The sequence below is a fragment of the Bacillus sp. TE8-1 genome (genome assembly GCF_008368855.1).
Classification (GTDB): domain Bacteria; phylum Bacillota; class Bacilli; order Bacillales; family Bacillaceae_G; genus Bacillus_A; species Bacillus_A cereus.
Genome location: NZ_QPET01000021.1, coordinates 97,603 through 116,744, shown reverse-complemented (window position 1 = coordinate 116,744; position 19,142 = coordinate 97,603). Strand labels below are relative to the sequence as shown.

The window sequence follows — 19,142 nt, the reverse complement described above, 5'->3', positions numbered from 1 at the left end:
CCCTTTATTTAAGAAATTGTCATACAAGAGCCTGGGCCACCTGCGAATGATAAACCACAGCTTCCTTGTTCACTATATAAATCTGCAACTTGTTCTCGGTGAGACGTCGGGATAACAAAACGATCTTTATATTTCGCAATAGCAAGAAGACGATACATATCTTCTACATCCTGTTTTGTTAAACCAAGTTCTTTTAATACAGCTTCATTTGGCTCTTTATTAATTTGCAGCGCTCTCATATGCGTTCGCATAACAGCCATTTTCTTCAATGTAAGACGAATGTGTGATTCATCTCCTGCAGTGAGTAAATTCGCTAAATATTGAATTGGAATACGCATATTATCGATAGCAGGGAAAATCTCTTCTGCTTGCCAGTTACTGCCTTTCCCTTCCACCATATTCATAATTGGGCTAAGCGGCGGAATATACCAAACCATCGGCATTGTACGATACTCTGGATGAAGAGGCAGAGCAATTTTCCAATCGATAATCATTTTATAGATCGGTGACTGTTGTGCTGCTTTAATCCATTCTTCAGGAATGCCTTGTTTTTTCGCTTCAGCTGCTATTTCTGGATCATTTGGATCTAGGAAAACAGTAAGCTGAGATTCATATAAATCTTTTTCGTCTTCAACAGAAGCTGCTTCTTTTACTTTATCAGCGTCATATAGCATTACCCCAATATACCTGATACGTCCCACACATGTTTCTGAACAAATTGTTGGCATACCAGCCTCAATACGTGGGAAACACATTGTACATTTTTCAGCTTTATTCGTTTGCCAGTTAAAATACACTTTTTTATATGGACAAGATGATACGCAGAACCTCCAAGCACGACATGCATTTTGATCTACAAGAACAATGCCGTCTTCTTCACGTTTATACATTGCACCAGATGGACAAGATGATACGCAAGACGGATTCATACAATGTTCACATATGCGTGGTAAATACATCATAAAGACGTTTTCAAAATCTGTTTTAATTTCTTCTTCCATTTTCTTTACGTTCGGATCTTGTAATCCTGTTATATGTCCACCAGCTAAATCATCTTCCCAGTTCGGACCCCATTCAATTTTGTCGATAAATTCGCCTGTAATTGCTGATTTCGGACGAGCAACTGGTTGATGCTTACGCTGCGGGCTATTTGTTAATGTTTCATAATCATAATTCCAAGGTTCAAAGTAATCATCAATTGTTGGTTGATCTGGATTGTGGAAAATGTTCATAAGACGTTTCATTTTCGAACCAGATTTCAGCTGAATTTCACCATTTTTCAATTCCCAGCCGCCTTTATATTTCTCCTGATCTTCCCATTGTTTCGGATAACCAATTCCGGGCTTCGTTTCTACGTTATTGAAGTACATATATTCCGCACCTGGACGATTTGTCCAGGTGTTTTTGCACGTTACGCTACAAGTATGACAGCCGATGCATTTATCTAGGTTCATTACCATTCCGACTTGCGCTTTAATCTTCAAGCCAATCTACCTCCTTCAGTTTACGGATTACAACATTTAAATCACGCTGGTTCCCAGTCGGACCATAATAGTTAAATCCATAGCTTAATTGGCCATATCCACCAATCATATGTGTTGGTTTAACATGGATACGGGTTGGACTATTATGCGTTCCCCCACGGGTGCTTGTTAATTTCGTACCAGGCACGTTAATGTGGCGATCTTGCGCATGGTGCATAAATGCCATTCCCCTCGGTATACGGTGCGTTACAACAGCACGCGCTACGACAACACCGTTACGGTTAAAGCACTCGATCCAATCATTATCAGCAACGCCAGCTTCTGCAGCGTCCTCTTTATTCATCCAAACAGTTGGACCACCTCTAAACAGCGTTAACATCGGTAATGAATCGAAATACATACTATGAATCGACCACTTATTATGCGGTGTTAAATAGTTTAGTGTAATCTCTTTCCCTTCTACTTCAGGGCGTGACTTACGGAACGGTTTATGTTGCAGAATTGGTTTAAATGTTGCCATCGTTTCACCAAATTCTTTCATCATGTCATGGTCTAAGTAGAAAGATTGTCGACCAGTTATCGTTCTCCAAGGAATAAGACGTTCCACATTTGTTGTAAACGGTGAGTAACGTCGTCCACCTTTTTCTGAACCTGTAAAGGCCGGAGAAGTAATTACTGTTTTCGGTTGTGCTGTAATTTGTTCGAATGTAAAGCATTCTTCTTCACGTTCTTCTGCTAAATCACGTAATTTTAGATCTGTTTGTTTTTCAAGTGCTTCCCATGCTTTTACTGCCATATGACCGTTTGTTGTAGAAGAAAGCGTTAATACCGCTTCAGCAGCATTGATTGCTTCTTTTATGTCTGGGCAACCTTTCGCAATAGTATCCGTTCGAACAACTCCTAATTTGCTCTTTAATTGCTCATACTCTTTTTCAGCTGACCAAGAGATCCCTTTCGTACCAATCGGTTGTTTTCCGGCATTTGGTCCAAGTGCTGTCATTTTGTCATAAATCGTTTTATAATCCCTTTCAACAACATGAATTTGTGGCATCGTTTTACCCGGGATTGGTTCACATTCACCTTTACTCCAATCTTTAATCTTGCCAAGTGGTTGCGCTAATTCTTGCGGTGTATCATGAAGAAGTGGTGTTGCAACAACTTCTTTCATTGGTTCAAGATCAATTTTCTTCGCTAAATCTGACACAGCTTTAGAAAGTGAAGTGAAAATATCCCAGTCAGAGCGTGCTTCCCACGGTGAACCGATTGCTGGATTAAAAGGATGCACAAATGGATGCATATCTGTACTACTTAAATCATGTTTTTCGTACCAAGTTGAAGCTGGTAATACAATATCAGAATACAGTGCTGTTCCAGCCATACGGAAATCTAAATTAATGAGTAAATCAAGCTTCCCTTCTGGCGCTTCTTCATGCCACTTAATTTCTTCTGGTCGTAATGAATCACTATCGTCATTCATTAATCCGTTTGTTGTACCTAGTAAATGTTTTAAGAAATATTCGTGCCCTTTACCGGAACTTGAAATTAAGTTCGCACGCCATACGAATAAGTTGCGCGGGAAGTTATTTTTGTTATCTGGATCTTCAATTGCAAATTTCAGTTCTTTTTCTTTTAGTTTTTGTGCAACGTATTTTCCGATTTCTTCTTGTGTTGTTGCACCAGCAGCAACAGCTTCTTTATATAGTTCAATTCCATTTTTCTCAAATGTAGGATAAGAAGGTAACCAGCCGAGTCGTGCTGCTAATACATTGTAATCACCGTGATGTTGATAACGAGAGTTTCCTTCCACTGGTGATGCTAAATGTCCAACTGGTGTATCTTCATAGCGCCATTGATCTGTTACGAAATAGAAGAAAGATGTACCATTTTGTAATTTTGGTGGCCCTTGCCAATCTTTTGCCATCGCGATTGTTTGCCATCCTTCTGCTGGTCGTAATTTTTCTTGCCCAACGTAATGCGCCCAGCCACCGCCGTTTACACCTTGTGCCCCAACGAGAAGTACAAGATTTAAAACGGCGCGATAAATCGTATCAGAGTTAAACCAATGGTTAATACCAGCTCCGACAATAATCATTGAGCGACCGTTCGTATCAACAGCATTTTGTGCGAACTCACGAGCGATTTGAATAATAAGCTCACGTTTTACTCCTGTCATTTTCTCTTGCCATGCAGGTGTAAACGGAACGTCATCATTGAAGTCTTTCGGCTCTTGTCCGCCAAGCCCTCGGTTCACACCGTAATTTGCTAACGTTAAGTCGTATACAGTTGTAACGAACACTTCGCCTTCTTCTGTCATAACCTTTTTCACTGGAATTGTACGTTCTAATACTTTGTTTCCATCATCAGAGAAGTACGGAATTTGTACAGTTCCAATCGATTCTTCCATTCCAAGTAAAGAAAGACGTGGATCAATCTTTTCACCTGTTTCTTCATCTTCTAAACGCAAGTTCCATTTCTTTTCGTTATCCCAACGTGAGCCCATTGTGCCATGAGGTGTTGCAAAATCATTCGTGTTCTCGTTCCAAAGAACAGGTTTCCATTCTCCTAACTTCGTTTCGCGTCCAATATCAGCAGCGTTTAAGAAACGATCAGCAACGAATTGATCTCCTTTTTGTTTCAATGTGACAAAGAAAGGAAAATCAGTATATTGCTTCGCATACTTTGTGAAATATTCCACTTGATTATCTACGTAAAACTCTTGTAAAATCACATGCCCCATTGCCATCGCAAGTGCACCATCTGTACCTTGTTTCACACTAATCCAATCATCCGCAAACTTTGTAGATTCAGCGAAGTCAGGACTGACAGAAACGACTTTCGTTCCTTTATATCGAACCTCTGCTAAAAAGTGAGCATCTGGTGTTCTCGTCATCGGTACATTTGAACCCCATGTCATAATGTAACCAGAGTTATACCAGTCACTACTTTCTGGTACATCTGTTTGATCGCCCCAAATTTGCGGAGAAGCTGGTGGTAAATCTGCGTACCAATCATAGAAACTAAGCATTGGTCCACCCATAAGTTGCATAAAGCGGCTGCCTGCAGCATGACTTAGCATCGACATAGCTGGAATTGGTGAAAAGCCAACATTTCGGTCTGGACCGTATTTCATTACTGTGTACAGTAATGAAGCTGAAACGAGTTGTAACACTTCATCCCAATTCGCACGAATGAATCCCCCTTTACCACGCGCCTGCTTATACGTACGTGCCTTTTCACGGTTTTCCACAATGCTTTTCCAAGCCTCTAATGGTGACTCGTTATTTTGCAATTCTTCTTGCCACATATTCCAAAGAACACCACGTACATACGGGTATTTCACACGAAGTGGACTATAAATGTACCAAGAAAAACTTGCTCCACGTGGGCATCCTCGCGGTTCAAAATCTGGCATATCAGGACCTGTAGTCGGATAGTTAAGCTCCTGCCCTTCCCAAGTTACAATTCCATCTTTCACATATATATTCCAGCTACATGAACCAGTACAGTTCACGCCGTGTGTAGAACGAATTACTTTATCATGCTGCCAACGCTTTCTGTACACATTTTCCCATTCGCGATCTTCATATGTTTCTTGTGTATGATTATCGTTATAACGATCTATTGGTGAAAAATATTTTAAACGTCTCATTAGTGCTGAAGGTTTTTTCTTCATACTGTTCACTCCTTTAATACGTCTCTCTTACATACCCTTACTATAAGAGAGGTTGTAAAATACAGATGTGACATTTCGCACAGTTCAAGAGATTGTCAAAAATTCAGTAGAAAATAAGTTTGTGAGAAAATCTTGTGTTCCGTTGTGAAGATTATGGTTAATCTTAATTATTAGGAGAATGGTATTTTGAGGTATCGACTATTTTGCAAAAGAAAAAGAGTTTTGATATTATTTCAAAACTGCCATAAGGAAAAGAGTATAAATTGTATGTAAAAATATTTTTCCCAATGTTATTATTTTATATCGAGTCTTATTTTACATAAAACTACAAATCATTATTTACTGTATTGCCCTTAGTTACGGAAACAATTATACTAGATGTAATCGAAATAAATAATCTGAATATTCTCAGAATTAAAGGTAGAAGTTTTACTATCTACATATAGAATTAGAAATATGTCCACTAAATTGATTAGAAAACGATAATAACATTAGGAGGATTACGATGCCCCAGCTTGATTCATTACATCCCACTGTAGAAAAAATAATCAATAATATTGAAAAAATAATGGTCGGAAAACGAAAAGAAACAATCTTAGCTTTGACAGCTCTCTTAGCTGAAGGTCATGTGCTATTAGAAGATGTTCCTGGTGTCGGGAAAACAATGCTAGTACGTGCTCTTTCTAAATCCATTGATGCTGATTATAAGCGAATTCAATTTACACCTGATTTATTGCCGTCAGATGTAACAGGAGTTTCTATTTATAATCCGAAAGAGCTCCAATTTGAGTTCAAGCCTGGACCAATTATGGGGAATTTTGTACTTGCTGATGAAATTAATCGTACATCTCCAAAGACACAATCTGCTTTACTTGAATGTATGGAAGAAGGCAATATTACAATAGATGGTATTACAAGACCTTTACCAAAGCCGTTCTTTGTCATGGCTACACAAAATCCAGTCGAATATGAAGGAACATATTCTCTACCAGAAGCTCAGCTCGATCGTTTCTTATTGAAACTAAAAATGGGATATCCTACACCAGAGGAAGAATTTGAAATTTTAAACCGGATGGAAAAAACAAATCCACTCTCTCAATTACAAACCATTACTACAATAGAAGATTTACTTTATTTACAACAAAGCGTACAGGTAGTAAGTATGGACAAAGCAATTAAGCATTACATTGTAAAGCTTGTTAATCAGACTCGTACGTACAGTTCTATACAGTTAGGTGCAAGTCCACGTGGCTCGATTGCTTTAATGAAAGCTTCACAAGCTTATGCATTTATCCATGGCAGGAATTATGTTATTCCAGACGATGTTAAATTTTTAGCTCCTTATGTTTTAGCACATAGACTCATTCTAAAAATGGAAGCAAAATTTGAAGGAATAACTGGCGAACAAGTTATCGCAAAAATCGTTGCACGAACTACCGTGCCTACTCAAAGGACGATGAACCCTTGATGAAACGAATGCTGCGAGCGCTATATCACGTTATGAAGTTATTGCTACTCCCTTTATGCCTAGTCTTAACATTTATGTACGCTATGTTTCAAGGCGGGTTTGTCAGTTGGTTTTTGTTTTACAGCATAATTCCCATTGCTCTTTATTCGCTACTACTCCCCTTCTACGCTTTACGGGACGCTGAAGTAAAGCGAATAACAAACCAGAATGGATATGTAGTAGGAGAACAATTTGTAAGCACGATTACAATAAAAAGAAAATTTCCTTTTCCCTTACTTTATTTAGTTATAGAAGATGAACTGCCAACACAATTTATAAGTTGTAAACAAACAAAGATGAATAAGGTAGTACTCTTCCCAGGATTGAAACGAAATATTTCGTTTCAATATGTTATTGACACAATCCCTAGAGGCGAGCACACTTTTTCAAGCGTTCGTGTCAAAACTGGCGATTTATTCGGCATGATAGAGAAAGAAGTAACTTTTTCAGTTCCAGATACATTTTTAGTCTATCCCCAGTATGTAGATATAGCATATCGACAATTGGAAAATCATTTCGAACAAGGAGCGCTTTCAGCAAATATAAATTCAGCAAAAGACTCTACAATCTCTGTCGGTGTCAGAGACTATAAACCTGGTGATCGCTTTTCATGGATTGATTGGAAAGCAACTGCACGAACAAGCAATATTATGACAAAAGAGTTTGAACAACAGCGCAGCCATAATGTCATGATATTCATAGACAGAACCGAGTCTCCTCTATTCGAATCAGTCGTCACATTTACTGCCTCTATCGTAAGGGCTGTCTTGAAACAAAATTCACCAGCATCATTCGTGTCTATCGGAAAAGAACAAACTATTTTCCCTTTAGACAATGGAGATACGCAGTTACAACAAATCCTTTGTCATTTAGCAAAAGTGCAAGCAGACAGTGTATTCCCGCTCTCCCAGAGTGTAGACATGGAACTAAGAAAAATTTATGAGCCCGTCACGGTTATACTCGTGACCAGTAATCTTTCTCCCGATATTCAAAAGGCGGCTGATTGTGCTGCTATAAAAAATAGAAAATGTATGGTTTTTGTCGTGAAAGAAAAAGCGAATCAACTTTCACACCGAGAAATCAGTATACTAGAAACTCTAAAAAAACGACAAATATTTGTAAACACGGTTTATGAAAACCGGTATACAAACGTGTTTTTTGAGGTGAGCAAATGATAACATTACAAACAAAATACAAGTGGGATACGAACAGATTCTTTATGCATGCATGTGTATTTCTTCTTTTACTAGAATGGCTAAGACCTCTTATAGGTATTACAAATGTAGGTAGATTAGATATTTTCGTAACATTTATAGGAATTTGCTTCGCTCTCTCTTTTTTTCAAACGAGGTGGCAGATTCCAATAAAAATTGTCACAGTCCTATTTATCATTCATTCCCTATATTATAAAAATGCTTTTATAAATCCATCTTGGCTAACAACATTCTTTTCTGATATGTCTCGAAATTCCTCCCTATTTTTCCAAGGGAATTTACTAGATATTTCTCCAGTTTTTCCGACGGTTTTATTTTTTCTCTCATTTTGGTTTTTGAGTTCTTTCACTTCATTTTGGATTATTCATAAAAAACGTGGGTTTCTATTTCTTGTATTGACTATTATTTATATCGCAACTTTTCATAACTTACATTTATACAATGCAAACTACGCTATTATTCGAACTGTTGTCATCGGATTTTTTATGCTTAGTCTTCTTCAAGTAGAACGAATAAAAGAGCGTGAACACTTACAAAATTATGCTAGGGAAATCTCAAAATTACTTAGACCACTTACAATATTTATTGTATTATTAGCAACCATCGCATACTTTGCTCCAAAATTTGGCCCTCAATGGCCAAACCCAATGGATTTTTTAAAATTCAACACATCTGAAGCAAGTAAAGAACAAAAAGTTTCTACAATTGGGTATGGTTTAGATGACTCGCGATTAGGTGGTCCTTTTAAGGCGGATCCTACAATTGTTTTCACAGCACGAACGCAAAACAAACAATATTGGAGAGTAGAAACAAAAGATTTCTATACAGGAAAAGGCTGGGAAATTTCTGAAAATCCGAAAAAGATTTCTTTTAAAAATAAAAACGACGTCGTAAGCTGGTACGAACAAAATACAAAAACGGAAACGACTGAGGCAACAATTACCATGCAAAAAAGTTACCCTCACCTTACCTATCCAGCAGGATTAGTATCAGTTGAGGCTTCTTCTGATGTATCATACAGTGTTGACCCGTTTTCAGAAAAAATTTATACAATGAATGGAGACTCTTCTACTACTTTACATTCGTATAAAGTAACATATGAGATCCCTGAGTTTTCCATAGAAAACTTGAAAGCTGTAAAAACAAATGAAGGTCAAGAAACAAACCCTTATTTTATGACAAAGTACACACAACTTCCCGAGTCATTACCACAGCGCGTAAAAGACTTGGCTGTCAATCTTACAAATGATAAAGACAACCGATATGATAAAGTATTAGCTATTGAAAATTACTTCACAGACAACTCTTTTACATACGAATCAACGAATGTCTTATTCCCTGCAAAAAGCCAAGATTATGTAGATCAATTCCTTTTCGATACAAAAAGCGGCTACTGTAATAATTTTTCGACGTCTATGATTGTACTACTTCGTTCTGCAGGGATTCCTGCTCGCTGGGTAAAAGGCTATACAGAAGGAACTCTTGACAATACACTTGCCTCTGCAGAAGGTGAGGATATTTATACAATCACGAACGATAACGCACACTCTTGGGTCGAAGTATATTTCCCAGGATACGGATGGATTCCATTCGAACCGACAAAAGGATTTACTAATTCCTATAATTTTATAAATAATACGCCTGCTCCTATTTCACAAAATAGCGAAGCAAATAATTCTAATAACGAGCAAATACAACAACGAAATAATGAAGCAAAACTTAAAAGTTTAATAGAAAATACAGAAGAAGCTTCTACTAAAAAGGTCACAAATTCTAAAACTAGTTTTTCTTGGTGGTACGTATTCCTCTCTACGATACTAATTAGTATTATAGGATACATTCTCTTCACCACTAGAATGAAATGGATGACATTTCTTATTATTCATTTCTATAAATACCGAAAAAATGATGCTGTTTATCAAAAAGCTTACGGTGCACTTTTAAAACAATTTGCGAGAATTGGCATACCACGGAGTGAAAGTCAAACATTCCGAGAATACGCTCTCCATATCGATACACTTTACAACTCGGCCGATATGCAACAACTTACTGCCAGTTATGAGAACGCTATGTATAAACAGGAGCAGGCTGCAGAAGAATGGAAGAAATCTGTACACTTATGGGAAGTGCTTATGAAAAAAGCAGCTTCTCTACCTAAATCAGATGGCTTTGATACAGTTATTTAATCTTGAAAATGTGAGTTTAAAGAAAACGTCTCAAAGAACTACATTGTTCTTTGAGACGTTTTTTAATAAAGTGAAACTCCTAATTATTCTCCAAGTACCTTCTCAATCTCAACTTCTAAATCTACCGGCTTCGTCTGCGGCGCAAAACGCCCTACTACTTTCCCGTCTTTTCCGATTAAAAACTTCGTAAAATTCCATTTCACTGCTTTCATACCGAGTAAACCTGGTGCTTGTTCTGTCATGTATGTATATAAAGGATGAGCCTTATCACCTTTCACATCAACCTTTGCAAACATTGGGAATTTTACACCGTAGTTTAATTCACAAAAACTAGTAATATCCGCTTCTGTACCTGGTTCTTGTCCCCCGAATTGGTTACAAGGAAATCCGAGTATTTCGAGTCCTTGGTCTTTATATTTATCATACACCTCTTGTAATCCTTTATATTGCGGTGTGAAACCACATTTACTAGCTACATTTACAATAAGAAGTGCTTTTCCTTCGTAATCTTTTAACGATTTTTCTTCACCTGTAATTGTTTTAGCTGAAAAATCATAAACTGTCATTGTCTTTGCCCCTCTCTTCACTATCATTCTATGTTTATACTATACTACATTCGTGAATTTACAGCTCTTATTACGTATTTCCCCCCACAATTGAAAACGCTTTATTTACGTTCAAAAATTCGACACAAATTACTAGACTTTTATGATGGAAAGTTTTACAATTGAAATGTGAACAAAATGTGACAGTTTATATTCTATTATTATAGAAAAGGATGGTGTTCAATATGAAAACTGCACAACATGAAACGATTTCAAATCGCGAGTTTTATTTCGTACTATATATGATGTTATTGTATGTTATTGGCTGGGTAATCGATGTTAATGGTTTATTCTTAAGCTCCTACTTTAATTTAGCGGGAGAGATTATGCTTCCATTAGTTGGCGGCATTGTTGGACTGTTCATTATGTCTATTAATAAACAACAAACGAAATAATAATATTACAAAAAAGGCAGAAGACGAGCTTTCGTTTTCTGCCTTTTTTCTATTTTAGCGTATAATAGAAACATGCAGTATATAAGGAGTGGTAAATATGAAAAAAGTAGAGCAATTATCTTCTCACCTATATCTGATTGATGATTTCGATTTACAGCATAATGAACGAACAGGTACGTACGTTTTATTAGGTGACGATATTACTTTAATTGAAACTTGTGCAGCCCCTTCTCTTCCGTATATTTTAGACGGCTTACAACAATTACATATTGATTTAAACGATGTTAAAAACATTATCGTTACACATGTGCATTTAGATCACGCTGGCGCAGCTGGTTTAATGATGGAAAAGTGCCCAAATGCTACGTTATATGTGCATTCTCGTGGTGCTCGTCATATGATTGATCCAACAAAACTTATTTTAGGTGCAAAAGCTGTCTACAAAGAAGATTTCGATAAACTCTTTGACCCAATTCTTCCAATTGAAGAAGAACGTGTTCATATTGTACAACATGGTGATACGTTAAAAATTGCAAAAGACCGCACCCTTACATTTTATGATACACCAGGACATGCGAAGCACCATATTAGCATTCACGATTCATTAACAAAGGGGATTTTTACTGGCGATACAATTGGAATTTATTATAGAGAACTCGCAGACCTTGGTGTAGAACTGTATCTACCATCAACGTCCCCTTCACAATTTCAACCAGATGCGATGATTGCTTCTAAAAATCACATTCAAAGTATGGATGTAGATACTATTTATTTCGGGCATTATGGTGCATCATCCAATGTTACAGAAGTATATAATCAACTGGAACATTGGCTACCTATTTTCGTTCAGACTGGTAAGGAAGTCTTTGAAAAGTATAATGATTTCGATGAAGCGACTAAAGCTTTACAAACTTTGTTAATGGATAAAATCTCTTCTCATCTTACAAAGTTAAACGTTCCATCAGATCATTCCGTTTATAATATTTTACATTTAGATATAGAAATTAGCGCAATGGGCATTATTGATTATTTCACGAAGCAAGAAAAAGCAAACTCCACTATTAACTAACAGTAAAAGAAGAGATATACAACAGTAGTTATTGTATATCTCTTCTTTTTTTGAATATATTTTGAGTAAAGGATGGTGGAATATAATGCAAAAATTGATGCTATACCTCTGCTTCACATTATTTATCGTCTTATTATTATTTGTAGGAGTAAAAATTCAATTTTATTTAGATACAGATGCACAAGTGAACTTTAACGTTTATCCAAGATTATTCTACTTTACACTCTTTCCTCTTATAGTTGGCATTTTATTACGATTCCTTCAATCTATTAATCGCGAAACGAGTAAACAAAACTGGAGCTTTCAACCGGATAAATTTATTGCTATTACAGTGCCTACACTATTCATTTCCTTTTCCCCAGCACTACTCTTTTCACCACTTGCCGAATACCTACCTTATTTAGTTAATATTATTCTAATAAATACAACTTTTGTTACGATTATTAGTTTAATAGCTGGTTATTCCCTTTTAGATTGTTTTATACAAAAGGACAATGCAACGATGAAAAAATATAATTGAATCCTCTATTTTCTTTTAATAAAGAAAGCTCAAAGCTAAAGCTTTGAGTTTTTTTACTTATCTCACCTTTTCATCTACATACTCCATAAACTGCTCCGCTTTAATAAATCTTTCTTTGTACGCCTCAGGTACTTCTTCTACTGTTATCCCTCCACTCGATTTCGTTTTTACTAACACAGTTTGATGTGACATTAATGCCTCCATATATTGTTCATACTCTTCAGGAGTTAGTACTTCTTTACTAGATTTATGGCCATTTAATTTATCAAAATACGGATGAAGCTCCATTACTACCTTTTTCAATTCCTCTTTTTTAGCTGATGATAATTGATCATAATCTATATTACCGTTCGAATCTCCGTACGCAAGCTTTGCATTAGTTAATTTTTTCAGTTCTTTTGTAAACTCTTCATATTCCTTCGCACCCATTTCATCTTTCGCTTCTGATAATTTTGCATTAAAACGCATATACGTTTCTAATGTCATTGCTCCGGCATGTTTTTTTAAATTCTCAAAAGATCCATATATACCATCCGCCATAATAGATTGGTACGCAAAACCTGTCGTCGGGATTAAAAGAGCTGCTGCAAGTACTCCTGCGATAAGGCGTTTCTTCCTCTTACTCTCGCCGTGCTTCATTTTTATTTGCACGATTACTTTTTCTTTTAAATCCGGCGGGGCAACAATACCCTTTGCTTCTTCTTGTATAGATTCCCTAACTCTACAATCTAAACTCATTTCACATTCCCTACCTCTCCTAAAAAAATTTCTTCTACTTGCTCTTTTTGACGTAGTTTCTTTAATGCCGCATGAATTCTAGATTTCACTGTACCGATTGGAATATGTAATATTTGTGCTACTTCTTCTTGTGAATAATCGTGTAAGTATCTTAAGATAATAACTTGTTTCAATTTATACGGTAATTTATGAATGAGTTCGATTAGTTTTTGGTTTGATATTTTACTTACAACATCGTTAGAAAAATCAATTTGCACTGGCTTTCTTTGCTCTTCTGCTTTTTTTATAATTCGTAGTCGCATCCACCTCTTTCTTCTATAAGAATGAATTTGTTTAATCGCAAGCCCAATTAGCCAAGGGCGAAATGGCTTCTCGCTATCATATTTACGAAGCGATTCATATAGCTGTATGTATACTTCTTGAACGACATCATCTACATCCGTTTTATCTTCAATTAAAAAATGTGCTGTTTTATATACTTCTTGAATCGTTACATCATACAATTCGCTATACGCTTCTTTATTGCCTGATAAAGTTAATTGAATTAAATGTGCGTAATCTATTTCATCCTTCATATTCCAGCCCTCCTTTGTCTTACACTATATATTGGCAGGTAATTCATATTTCGTTCGATTTTTCCGAAAAAGTTTTTTATATAAATTAATATAATGATCCACTGAGTTCATAAGCTTCACTTATAACCACACATAACTATTATATAATTTTCCAATTTCTGATAAAGATTTAAAATAATTTATATAGTCAAATTTAGGAGGACATATAATGAAAGCTATCGTTGTAACGTCGTTCGGTGGTCCTGAAGTGATGAAATATACAGATTTTGATATACCGGCTATTTCAGAAGATCAAGTTTTAATTCGCGTAGTTGCTACTAGTGTAAATTTCGCTGATATTAAATCACGTTATGGTAAAAAAGGAAATAAAGCACTACCTTTTATTCCAGGTATAGATGCCACTGGTATTGTAGAACGTGTCGGTTCTCATGTGAAAAATATTCACCCTGGACAACGTGTCATTGCTTTTCCTCAAAATGGATCTTACGCAGAATACGTTGTTGCAAATGAAAATCTTACTTTCGTATTACCCCATGAAGTTGACTTTCACACTGCAGCCGCTTGTCCGATCGTATCTTTTACAAGCTATAATTTACTCGCAAATGTTGCAAGGATTCAAAAAGGTGAATCTGTACTCATTCATGCAGCTGCTGGCGGGATTGGTACTACCGCAATTCAATTTGCAAAACTATTAGGGGCTAGAACAGTTATCGGTACTATCGGAAGTGAAACGAAAAGAAAAATCGCTTTAGATGCTGGAGCTGATTATGTTATTTGTCATCAAACTGAAGATTTTGTAGAGAAAGTCAATGAGCTGACAAACGGAGAAGGAGTGAATATTATTTTGGACTCTATTTCTGGAACTGTTTCTGAAAGAAGTTTAAACTGCCTTGCTTTTTACGGTCGCCTCGTTCATTTCGGTAATGCTAGCGGTGAAATTGGTAACTTTCAAACGAAAGATTTACATGCAAGTTGCCGCTCTATACTCGGTTTTAGCTTTGGAACCACACGAAAAAAGCGTCCTGAACTGCTCCAAGAAACTGCAAATGAAGTTTTCCGTTATTTGCGTGACGGACGTTTACAAATTAAGGCTACGAAATCTTTTCCACTTCAAGATGCAGGGAAAGCACATGAATGGGTCGAAAGTAGAAAAAGTACAGGGAAAGTAATACTAACTGTTCAGTCCTCTTCCTGAAATGAATACTGGAAACAGAGGTGGCATTCATGGGATCACGAATTATGCATGTTATTATCGCTAACGGTATTGCTGAGAAACTATCTATTCACGATAAGACTTCTTTCTTACTTGGAGCTGTAGCCCCTGATGCTGTTCATTCAAAAAAAGAAAAAGGAACCTCACATTTTTATGACGGTACAACGAACAACTATACGAGAAGAATAGATTATGATTCATTTTTTCATAAATATGAATCACATATAGATTCCCCATTTATTTTAGGCTATTATACCCACCTCATTGCCGATGATAATTGGCTAAGTGGATTTTTTCTACCTTGGCTAAAAAATAGAATAGAGAATGACGAAACGATCGCACCCCTGTACTATAACGATTTTAAATTGTTAAATGCAAAGTTGCTTCATCATTACGATCAAGAACAACAGCTTTTCTCTCTTCTCAATCAAGAGGCTCACATTGTGGATATTGAAGAGGTTTCTAAAGAAAACGTTTTAGAATTTCGAAAGTATCTTTTTGAAGATATGTTATATCCAAAGCAACACTTGCATGAAGACTTACAAGTATTTACGTTTGACCAAATTGTTGGCTATATTGAGACAGCTATTGAAAAAGGAGTATTTTTTATTAAACAACTCTCTAATGAAAAATCCACTTCAAAAATTTAATCCCCTTCAAATATATTTGAGGGGGATTTTCACATAGCAATATTATTATTGGTTCTTCTCCATAACCGCAAAATAATTCCCTTCGCTATCAGCAAAGTTAAACACTTTACCAGAAGGCATAGTTACCATTTCTCCAACAGTAACATTTTTATTTGTTAAATCTGTATATAGTTGATCAAGATTTTCTGAGAAGAACATTAAAGACGGTGTATCAAGATTCAATTCTGGGCTCATTTTCGAAATAACTTCTTTATTATGTAATATAATGCTCGTTTCCGCACCGCTTTTCGGAGCGATTTCAATCCATCTCATTCCTTGCTTATTATCTTCCTCTGCAACTACATGAAACCCTACCTTTTCCGTCCAAAAATTTACTGCCTCATCTTGATTATTTACATATAACATAATTTGTCCGACCTTATGAATCATTTGTATTCCTCCTATTGTTTTTATATTCTATGTAACTTTCTATAGATGCTATCGTTATTCCTTTTGAGTTGGTATGTACTTCTTTGCAAAATTTATCGACTGACTCATCCCATCCAGTTCATCAAAATAATCATTTCTTTCAATCATGTTATATCCGTCGAATCCAATTTTATCTAATACTTTGAAGAATATATCGAAATCTACTTCACCATTCCCTGCTGCGACTTCTATATACTTAGTTGAACGATCACTTTTCACTTCTTTACAATCTTTAATATGAGTTTGTACTATATAATCTTTTAATAGTAATAAACCTTCTCCCGGATTTTCATTTACATCACTTATTAAATTTGCTGGGTCAAAGTTAACAGCTAGTCCTTTCGAGTTTGCAGTTTCTAAAAATCGTTTTAATACTATTGCTTTTTCAGATCCCGTCTCAATGGCGAAGAATCCTCCAAATTTGAACGCTAATTCCCCTATCTCATAACAAACACGTAGCATTTTATCATAGTACTCACTATTTTCATCTTCAGGGATTTTCCCAATATGGGCTGTTACTACGTTAGCTCCTAACCCTAACCCTTTATCAGTAATATATTTAAAACTCTCTATTACACATTCAGCTTCAGTTCCTATTATTCCATTTTCTCCGAAGCTAATTGCTAATGATGGGACTTGAATCTCATTAAAAGATAAGTTTTCTTTTAATGTATTCCATTGTATCTTTGAGATGTTAGCTAAGTTGAAAGTCGGATTCATAGCATATAATTGAATATATTCTAAATCCCATTCCCTTGCTTTTTGTATTCCTTCGTTTACTTCAATATGTTTCGTATTTAAAAACATTCCTAATTTCCTATCCATATGTGTACCTTCTTTTTATTATTTCGTGTCAGTTTAATATTCGACTTTTTTTATATTATTTCCTCGTATAAACCAAATAAATAAACTACCCTTTTTTCGATACTCCCAGTAGAAGCATATATATGATAGGCACATTAAAAACACTAATACAATTCCCATTATCACTTGTTTACAAACAAAAAAGACGTAACTACAAATAGTTACGCCTTCCCTATCATTTATCTAGGCTTTTTCTTCCCAGTAAATGCTGGTTTCTTTTTCTTTGGTGCTTTCGGTTTCGTTTCTACGAATGATCCTTTGAACATTTCTTGCTTCGTAAATACAATGCCTAGTTTTTTCGCAAATTGCAGTAATTTACGCTCTTCTTGTGGTGTTACAAGAGACACGACAGTTCCTTCTTTACCCATACGTCCAGTACGTCCTGAGCGGTGAATATATTGGTCTACTGTGTCTGGTAACTCTAAATGAATTACGTGTGTTAAATCGTCAATATCGATACCGCGTGCTGCAATATCAGTAGCAAGTAGAATTTCTAATTTCCCTCCGCGGAAAGCACGCATTGTCGCTTCACGCTCTTGTTTACTTGCTTCTGCATGAAGAGCTGCTGCTTTCATTTTACGGAATTTCAATTTCTCAGTAATTTCATCTAAACGGAATGGGTCGTTTAAGAACGCAACTGCTTTTACATCGCCCATATGCATAATTCTTCTTACGTAATCATTTTTTTCGCGTCGCTCACAAATGATATACGTATGCTCAACTAAGCTTTTTGATTCTGCACGTGTTACACGTACTAATTGTGGTTCCACTGCTAAATCACGTGCCGCATCTTCTGCCGCTTTTGTCATTGTCGCCGAGAAGAATACTAATTGACGATCCCGCATCGTTGATTTAATTACATCTTGCACTGCGCCCATCATTTTTTGCTTTACAATTTGATCAAACTCATCAAATACAATTGTTTTTACTTCATGCATTTTTAGCTTTTTCATACGAATTAATTCTAAAATACGGCCTGGTGAACCGACAATTACTCTTGGGTGTTTCTTTAATTTTTCAACTTGGCGCTTAATATCTGCACCACCAATTAAAGATGCACCTGAAATTTCAGTTCCTGCTGTAAACTTTTGAACCTCTTCATGAATTTGCATTACAAGTTCACGTGTTGGCGCTAAAACAACAACTTGTGGCTGTTTTACTTCAGGATTAATTTTATGTAAAAGTGGTAATAAGTACGCTAATGTTTTTCCTGTTCCAGTTGGAGATTCAGCTATAACGTCTTGTCCTTCTAAAATAGTTGGAATCGCTTGTTTTTGAATTTCAGTTAACTCTTTAAAACCAGCCTTCTCCCAAGCTTGTTGTAAAAATGGTTGCATATCTTTTATCATTTGTTTTTCTCCTTTATCTCTATTTTTGAAGAAAATGCTGTATTGTTCGCACCGTTTCTATCATGTGTGAAATAACAGCTATTAAATCATCAACATGGTCTTCTGTAATCGCTTTTTGAAATAGAACCTCTACCTTATTATGATATGAAATCGCTTGCTTATTATATTCGTATGAAACTTTCTGCATAATCATTCTTTCTTTTCCCCATATAGAACGCATTAATGTTTCAATTTCTTCGCATTTTACTTCTGGTTGTTCTAACGGGAATGAAAATGCTAGCTTCATTTCACAACCTGGTGTAAACTGAGGCACTTCTAGTATTTCACCAGACAAGTTCTTTGCATCCACAGATAATGAAAATGTTGCTTCTACTAATGGTTCAAACGGTTCTGTTAATTGAAATGAGATATGATATATACGACTTAATGAAGCAAGATCCATCATATCTTTTCGATCTGTTACAAGAATATCTCCATGTAGATCAAAATCATACACAGCACCTTCTACGATTACTTTTAAATTGTCAAAAGCAGTTGGATCAAACATAATTTCCTCCAAAAAACAGGCGCCTTTCGATGGAAAGGCGCCACTTGATGTATATATAGTTTACAGATAAACGAGATGAATTACA

General features: G+C 36.0%; 17 protein-coding genes. 8 read left to right on the top strand and 9 right to left on the bottom strand.

Going from position 1 to position 19,142, the window contains the following annotated elements; all coding sequences use genetic code 11:
- Window positions 1–8 precede the first annotated feature (8 nt).
- Window positions 9–1,484, bottom strand: coding sequence for a nitrate reductase subunit beta (gene narH, locus DN404_RS19570; protein ID WP_098906422.1), 1,476 nt, complete (start codon window positions 1,482–1,484; stop codon window positions 9–11).
- Window positions 1,474–5,157: a nitrate reductase subunit alpha gene (locus tag DN404_RS19565; RefSeq protein WP_149215362.1), complete on the bottom strand. Its 3,684-nt coding sequence runs from the start codon at window positions 5,155–5,157 to the stop codon at window positions 1,474–1,476. Before DN404_RS19565 ends, narH begins: the two co-directional genes overlap by 11 nt.
- Before the next feature lie 505 nt (window positions 5,158–5,662).
- On the opposite strand from DN404_RS19565, the gene DN404_RS19560 reads away from it, so the two are divergent.
- The 3 genes from DN404_RS19560 to DN404_RS19550 are packed head-to-tail and all read left to right on the top strand — an operon-like array spanning window position 5,663 to window position 10,064.
- A complete protein-coding gene (locus tag DN404_RS19560; protein ID WP_049107454.1) occupies window positions 5,663–6,625 on the top strand; it encodes an AAA family ATPase in 963 nt (320 codons plus the stop codon).
- Window positions 6,625–7,839, top strand: a complete 1,215-nt coding sequence (locus DN404_RS19555) for a DUF58 domain-containing protein (RefSeq protein WP_149215361.1) — start codon at window positions 6,625–6,627, stop codon at window positions 7,837–7,839. Before DN404_RS19560 ends, DN404_RS19555 begins: the two co-directional genes overlap by 1 nt.
- Window positions 7,836–10,064 (top strand): transglutaminase TgpA family protein, encoded by a 2,229-nt coding sequence (locus DN404_RS19550; protein ID WP_149215360.1) that lies wholly within the window; start codon window positions 7,836–7,838, stop codon window positions 10,062–10,064. The genes DN404_RS19555 and DN404_RS19550 overlap by 4 nt, the downstream gene beginning before the upstream one ends.
- An 83-nt stretch (window positions 10,065–10,147) precedes the next feature.
- Here the strand turns inward: DN404_RS19550 and bsaA are convergent, their stop codons facing one another.
- The gene (gene bsaA / locus DN404_RS19545) at window positions 10,148–10,630 is read right to left on the bottom strand and encodes a glutathione peroxidase (protein ID WP_063536179.1); all 483 of its coding nucleotides are present in this window, start codon (window positions 10,628–10,630) and stop codon (window positions 10,148–10,150) included.
- A 224-nt stretch (window positions 10,631–10,854) separates the two neighbouring features.
- Here bsaA and DN404_RS19540 point away from each other — a divergent pair, with 224 nt between their 5' ends.
- From DN404_RS19540 to DN404_RS19530, 3 genes are all read left to right on the top strand, one after another.
- Entirely contained in the window at window positions 10,855–11,064 is a 210-nt protein-coding gene (locus tag DN404_RS19540; protein ID WP_063536178.1) for a DUF3925 family protein, read from the top strand.
- A gap of 97 nt (window positions 11,065–11,161) precedes the next feature.
- On the top strand, window positions 11,162–12,133 hold the full coding sequence (locus tag DN404_RS19535; protein ID WP_063536177.1) for an MBL fold metallo-hydrolase: 972 nt from the start codon (window positions 11,162–11,164) through the stop codon (window positions 12,131–12,133).
- A gap of 85 nt (window positions 12,134–12,218) precedes the next feature.
- On the top strand, window positions 12,219–12,653 hold the full coding sequence (locus DN404_RS19530) for a hypothetical protein (RefSeq protein WP_001170914.1): 435 nt from the start codon (window positions 12,219–12,221) through the stop codon (window positions 12,651–12,653).
- 57 nt (window positions 12,654–12,710) lie between these two features.
- Here DN404_RS19530 and DN404_RS19525 read toward each other — a convergent pair whose 3' ends face one another.
- Both DN404_RS19525 and DN404_RS19520 read right to left on the bottom strand, forming a co-directional pair.
- Window positions 12,711–13,391, bottom strand: coding sequence for a DUF3600 domain-containing protein (locus tag DN404_RS19525; RefSeq protein ID WP_149215359.1), 681 nt, complete (start codon window positions 13,389–13,391; stop codon window positions 12,711–12,713).
- Window positions 13,388–13,966 carry a sigma-70 family RNA polymerase sigma factor gene (locus DN404_RS19520; protein ID WP_000650920.1) on the bottom strand — a complete coding sequence of 193 codons (579 nt, stop codon included), beginning with the start codon at window positions 13,964–13,966 and terminating at the stop codon, window positions 13,388–13,390. The genes DN404_RS19525 and DN404_RS19520 overlap by 4 nt, the downstream gene beginning before the upstream one ends.
- A gap of 208 nt (window positions 13,967–14,174) precedes the next feature.
- Here DN404_RS19520 and DN404_RS19515 point away from each other — a divergent pair, with 208 nt between their 5' ends.
- A complete protein-coding gene (locus tag DN404_RS19515; RefSeq protein ID WP_000644623.1) occupies window positions 14,175–15,161 on the top strand; it encodes a quinone oxidoreductase family protein in 987 nt (328 codons plus the stop codon).
- 29 nt (window positions 15,162–15,190) lie between these two features.
- Window positions 15,191–15,829 (top strand): zinc dependent phospholipase C family protein, encoded by a 639-nt coding sequence (locus DN404_RS19510; RefSeq protein ID WP_006922477.1) that lies wholly within the window; start codon window positions 15,191–15,193, stop codon window positions 15,827–15,829.
- A 45-nt stretch (window positions 15,830–15,874) separates the two neighbouring features.
- Here the strand turns inward: DN404_RS19510 and DN404_RS19505 are convergent, their stop codons facing one another.
- From DN404_RS19505 to DN404_RS19490, 4 genes are all read right to left on the bottom strand, one after another.
- Window positions 15,875–16,258: a VOC family protein gene (locus DN404_RS19505; protein WP_000581462.1), complete on the bottom strand. Its 384-nt coding sequence runs from the start codon at window positions 16,256–16,258 to the stop codon at window positions 15,875–15,877.
- Window positions 16,259–16,312: 54 nt separating this feature from the next.
- Window positions 16,313–17,122, bottom strand: a complete 810-nt coding sequence (locus DN404_RS19500; protein WP_049107450.1) for a sugar phosphate isomerase/epimerase family protein — start codon at window positions 17,120–17,122, stop codon at window positions 16,313–16,315.
- Window positions 17,123–17,340: 218 nt separating this feature from the next.
- On the bottom strand, window positions 17,341–18,510 hold the full coding sequence (locus DN404_RS19495) for a DEAD/DEAH box helicase (protein WP_000588613.1): 1,170 nt from the start codon (window positions 18,508–18,510) through the stop codon (window positions 17,341–17,343).
- Between the two features lie 19 nt (window positions 18,511–18,529).
- Window positions 18,530–19,057 carry a hypothetical protein gene (locus DN404_RS19490; RefSeq protein ID WP_000460219.1) on the bottom strand — a complete coding sequence of 176 codons (528 nt, stop codon included), beginning with the start codon at window positions 19,055–19,057 and terminating at the stop codon, window positions 18,530–18,532.
- Window positions 19,058–19,142: the final 85 nt, after the last annotated feature.

Coding starts and splice junctions, on each gene's coding strand:
- DN404_RS19500 (WP_049107450.1), bottom strand. CDS start 17,122: ATGGATAGGAAATTAGGAATGTTTTTAAATACGAAACATATTGAAGTA.
- bsaA (WP_063536179.1), bottom strand. CDS start 10,630: ATGACAGTTTATGATTTTTCAGCTAAAACAATTACAGGTGAAGAAAAA.
- DN404_RS19555 (WP_149215361.1), top strand. CDS start 6,625: ATGAAACGAATGCTGCGAGCGCTATATCACGTTATGAAGTTATTGCTA.
- DN404_RS19560 (WP_049107454.1), top strand. CDS start 5,663: ATGCCCCAGCTTGATTCATTACATCCCACTGTAGAAAAAATAATCAAT.
- DN404_RS19490 (WP_000460219.1), bottom strand. CDS start 19,057: ATGTTTGATCCAACTGCTTTTGACAATTTAAAAGTAATCGTAGAAGGT.
- DN404_RS19515 (WP_000644623.1), top strand. CDS start 14,175: ATGAAAGCTATCGTTGTAACGTCGTTCGGTGGTCCTGAAGTGATGAAA.
- DN404_RS19520 (WP_000650920.1), bottom strand. CDS start 13,966: ATGAAGGATGAAATAGATTACGCACATTTAATTCAATTAACTTTATCA.
- DN404_RS19530 (WP_001170914.1), top strand. CDS start 12,219: ATGCAAAAATTGATGCTATACCTCTGCTTCACATTATTTATCGTCTTA.
- DN404_RS19535 (WP_063536177.1), top strand. CDS start 11,162: ATGAAAAAAGTAGAGCAATTATCTTCTCACCTATATCTGATTGATGAT.
- DN404_RS19510 (WP_006922477.1), top strand. CDS start 15,191: ATGGGATCACGAATTATGCATGTTATTATCGCTAACGGTATTGCTGAG.
- DN404_RS19495 (WP_000588613.1), bottom strand. CDS start 18,510: ATGATAAAAGATATGCAACCATTTTTACAACAAGCTTGGGAGAAGGCT.
- DN404_RS19565 (WP_149215362.1), bottom strand. CDS start 5,157: ATGAAGAAAAAACCTTCAGCACTAATGAGACGTTTAAAATATTTTTCA.
- DN404_RS19550 (WP_149215360.1), top strand. CDS start 7,836: ATGATAACATTACAAACAAAATACAAGTGGGATACGAACAGATTCTTT.
- DN404_RS19525 (WP_149215359.1), bottom strand. CDS start 13,391: ATGAGTTTAGATTGTAGAGTTAGGGAATCTATACAAGAAGAAGCAAAG.
- DN404_RS19540 (WP_063536178.1), top strand. CDS start 10,855: ATGAAAACTGCACAACATGAAACGATTTCAAATCGCGAGTTTTATTTC.
- DN404_RS19505 (WP_000581462.1), bottom strand. CDS start 16,258: ATGATTCATAAGGTCGGACAAATTATGTTATATGTAAATAATCAAGAT.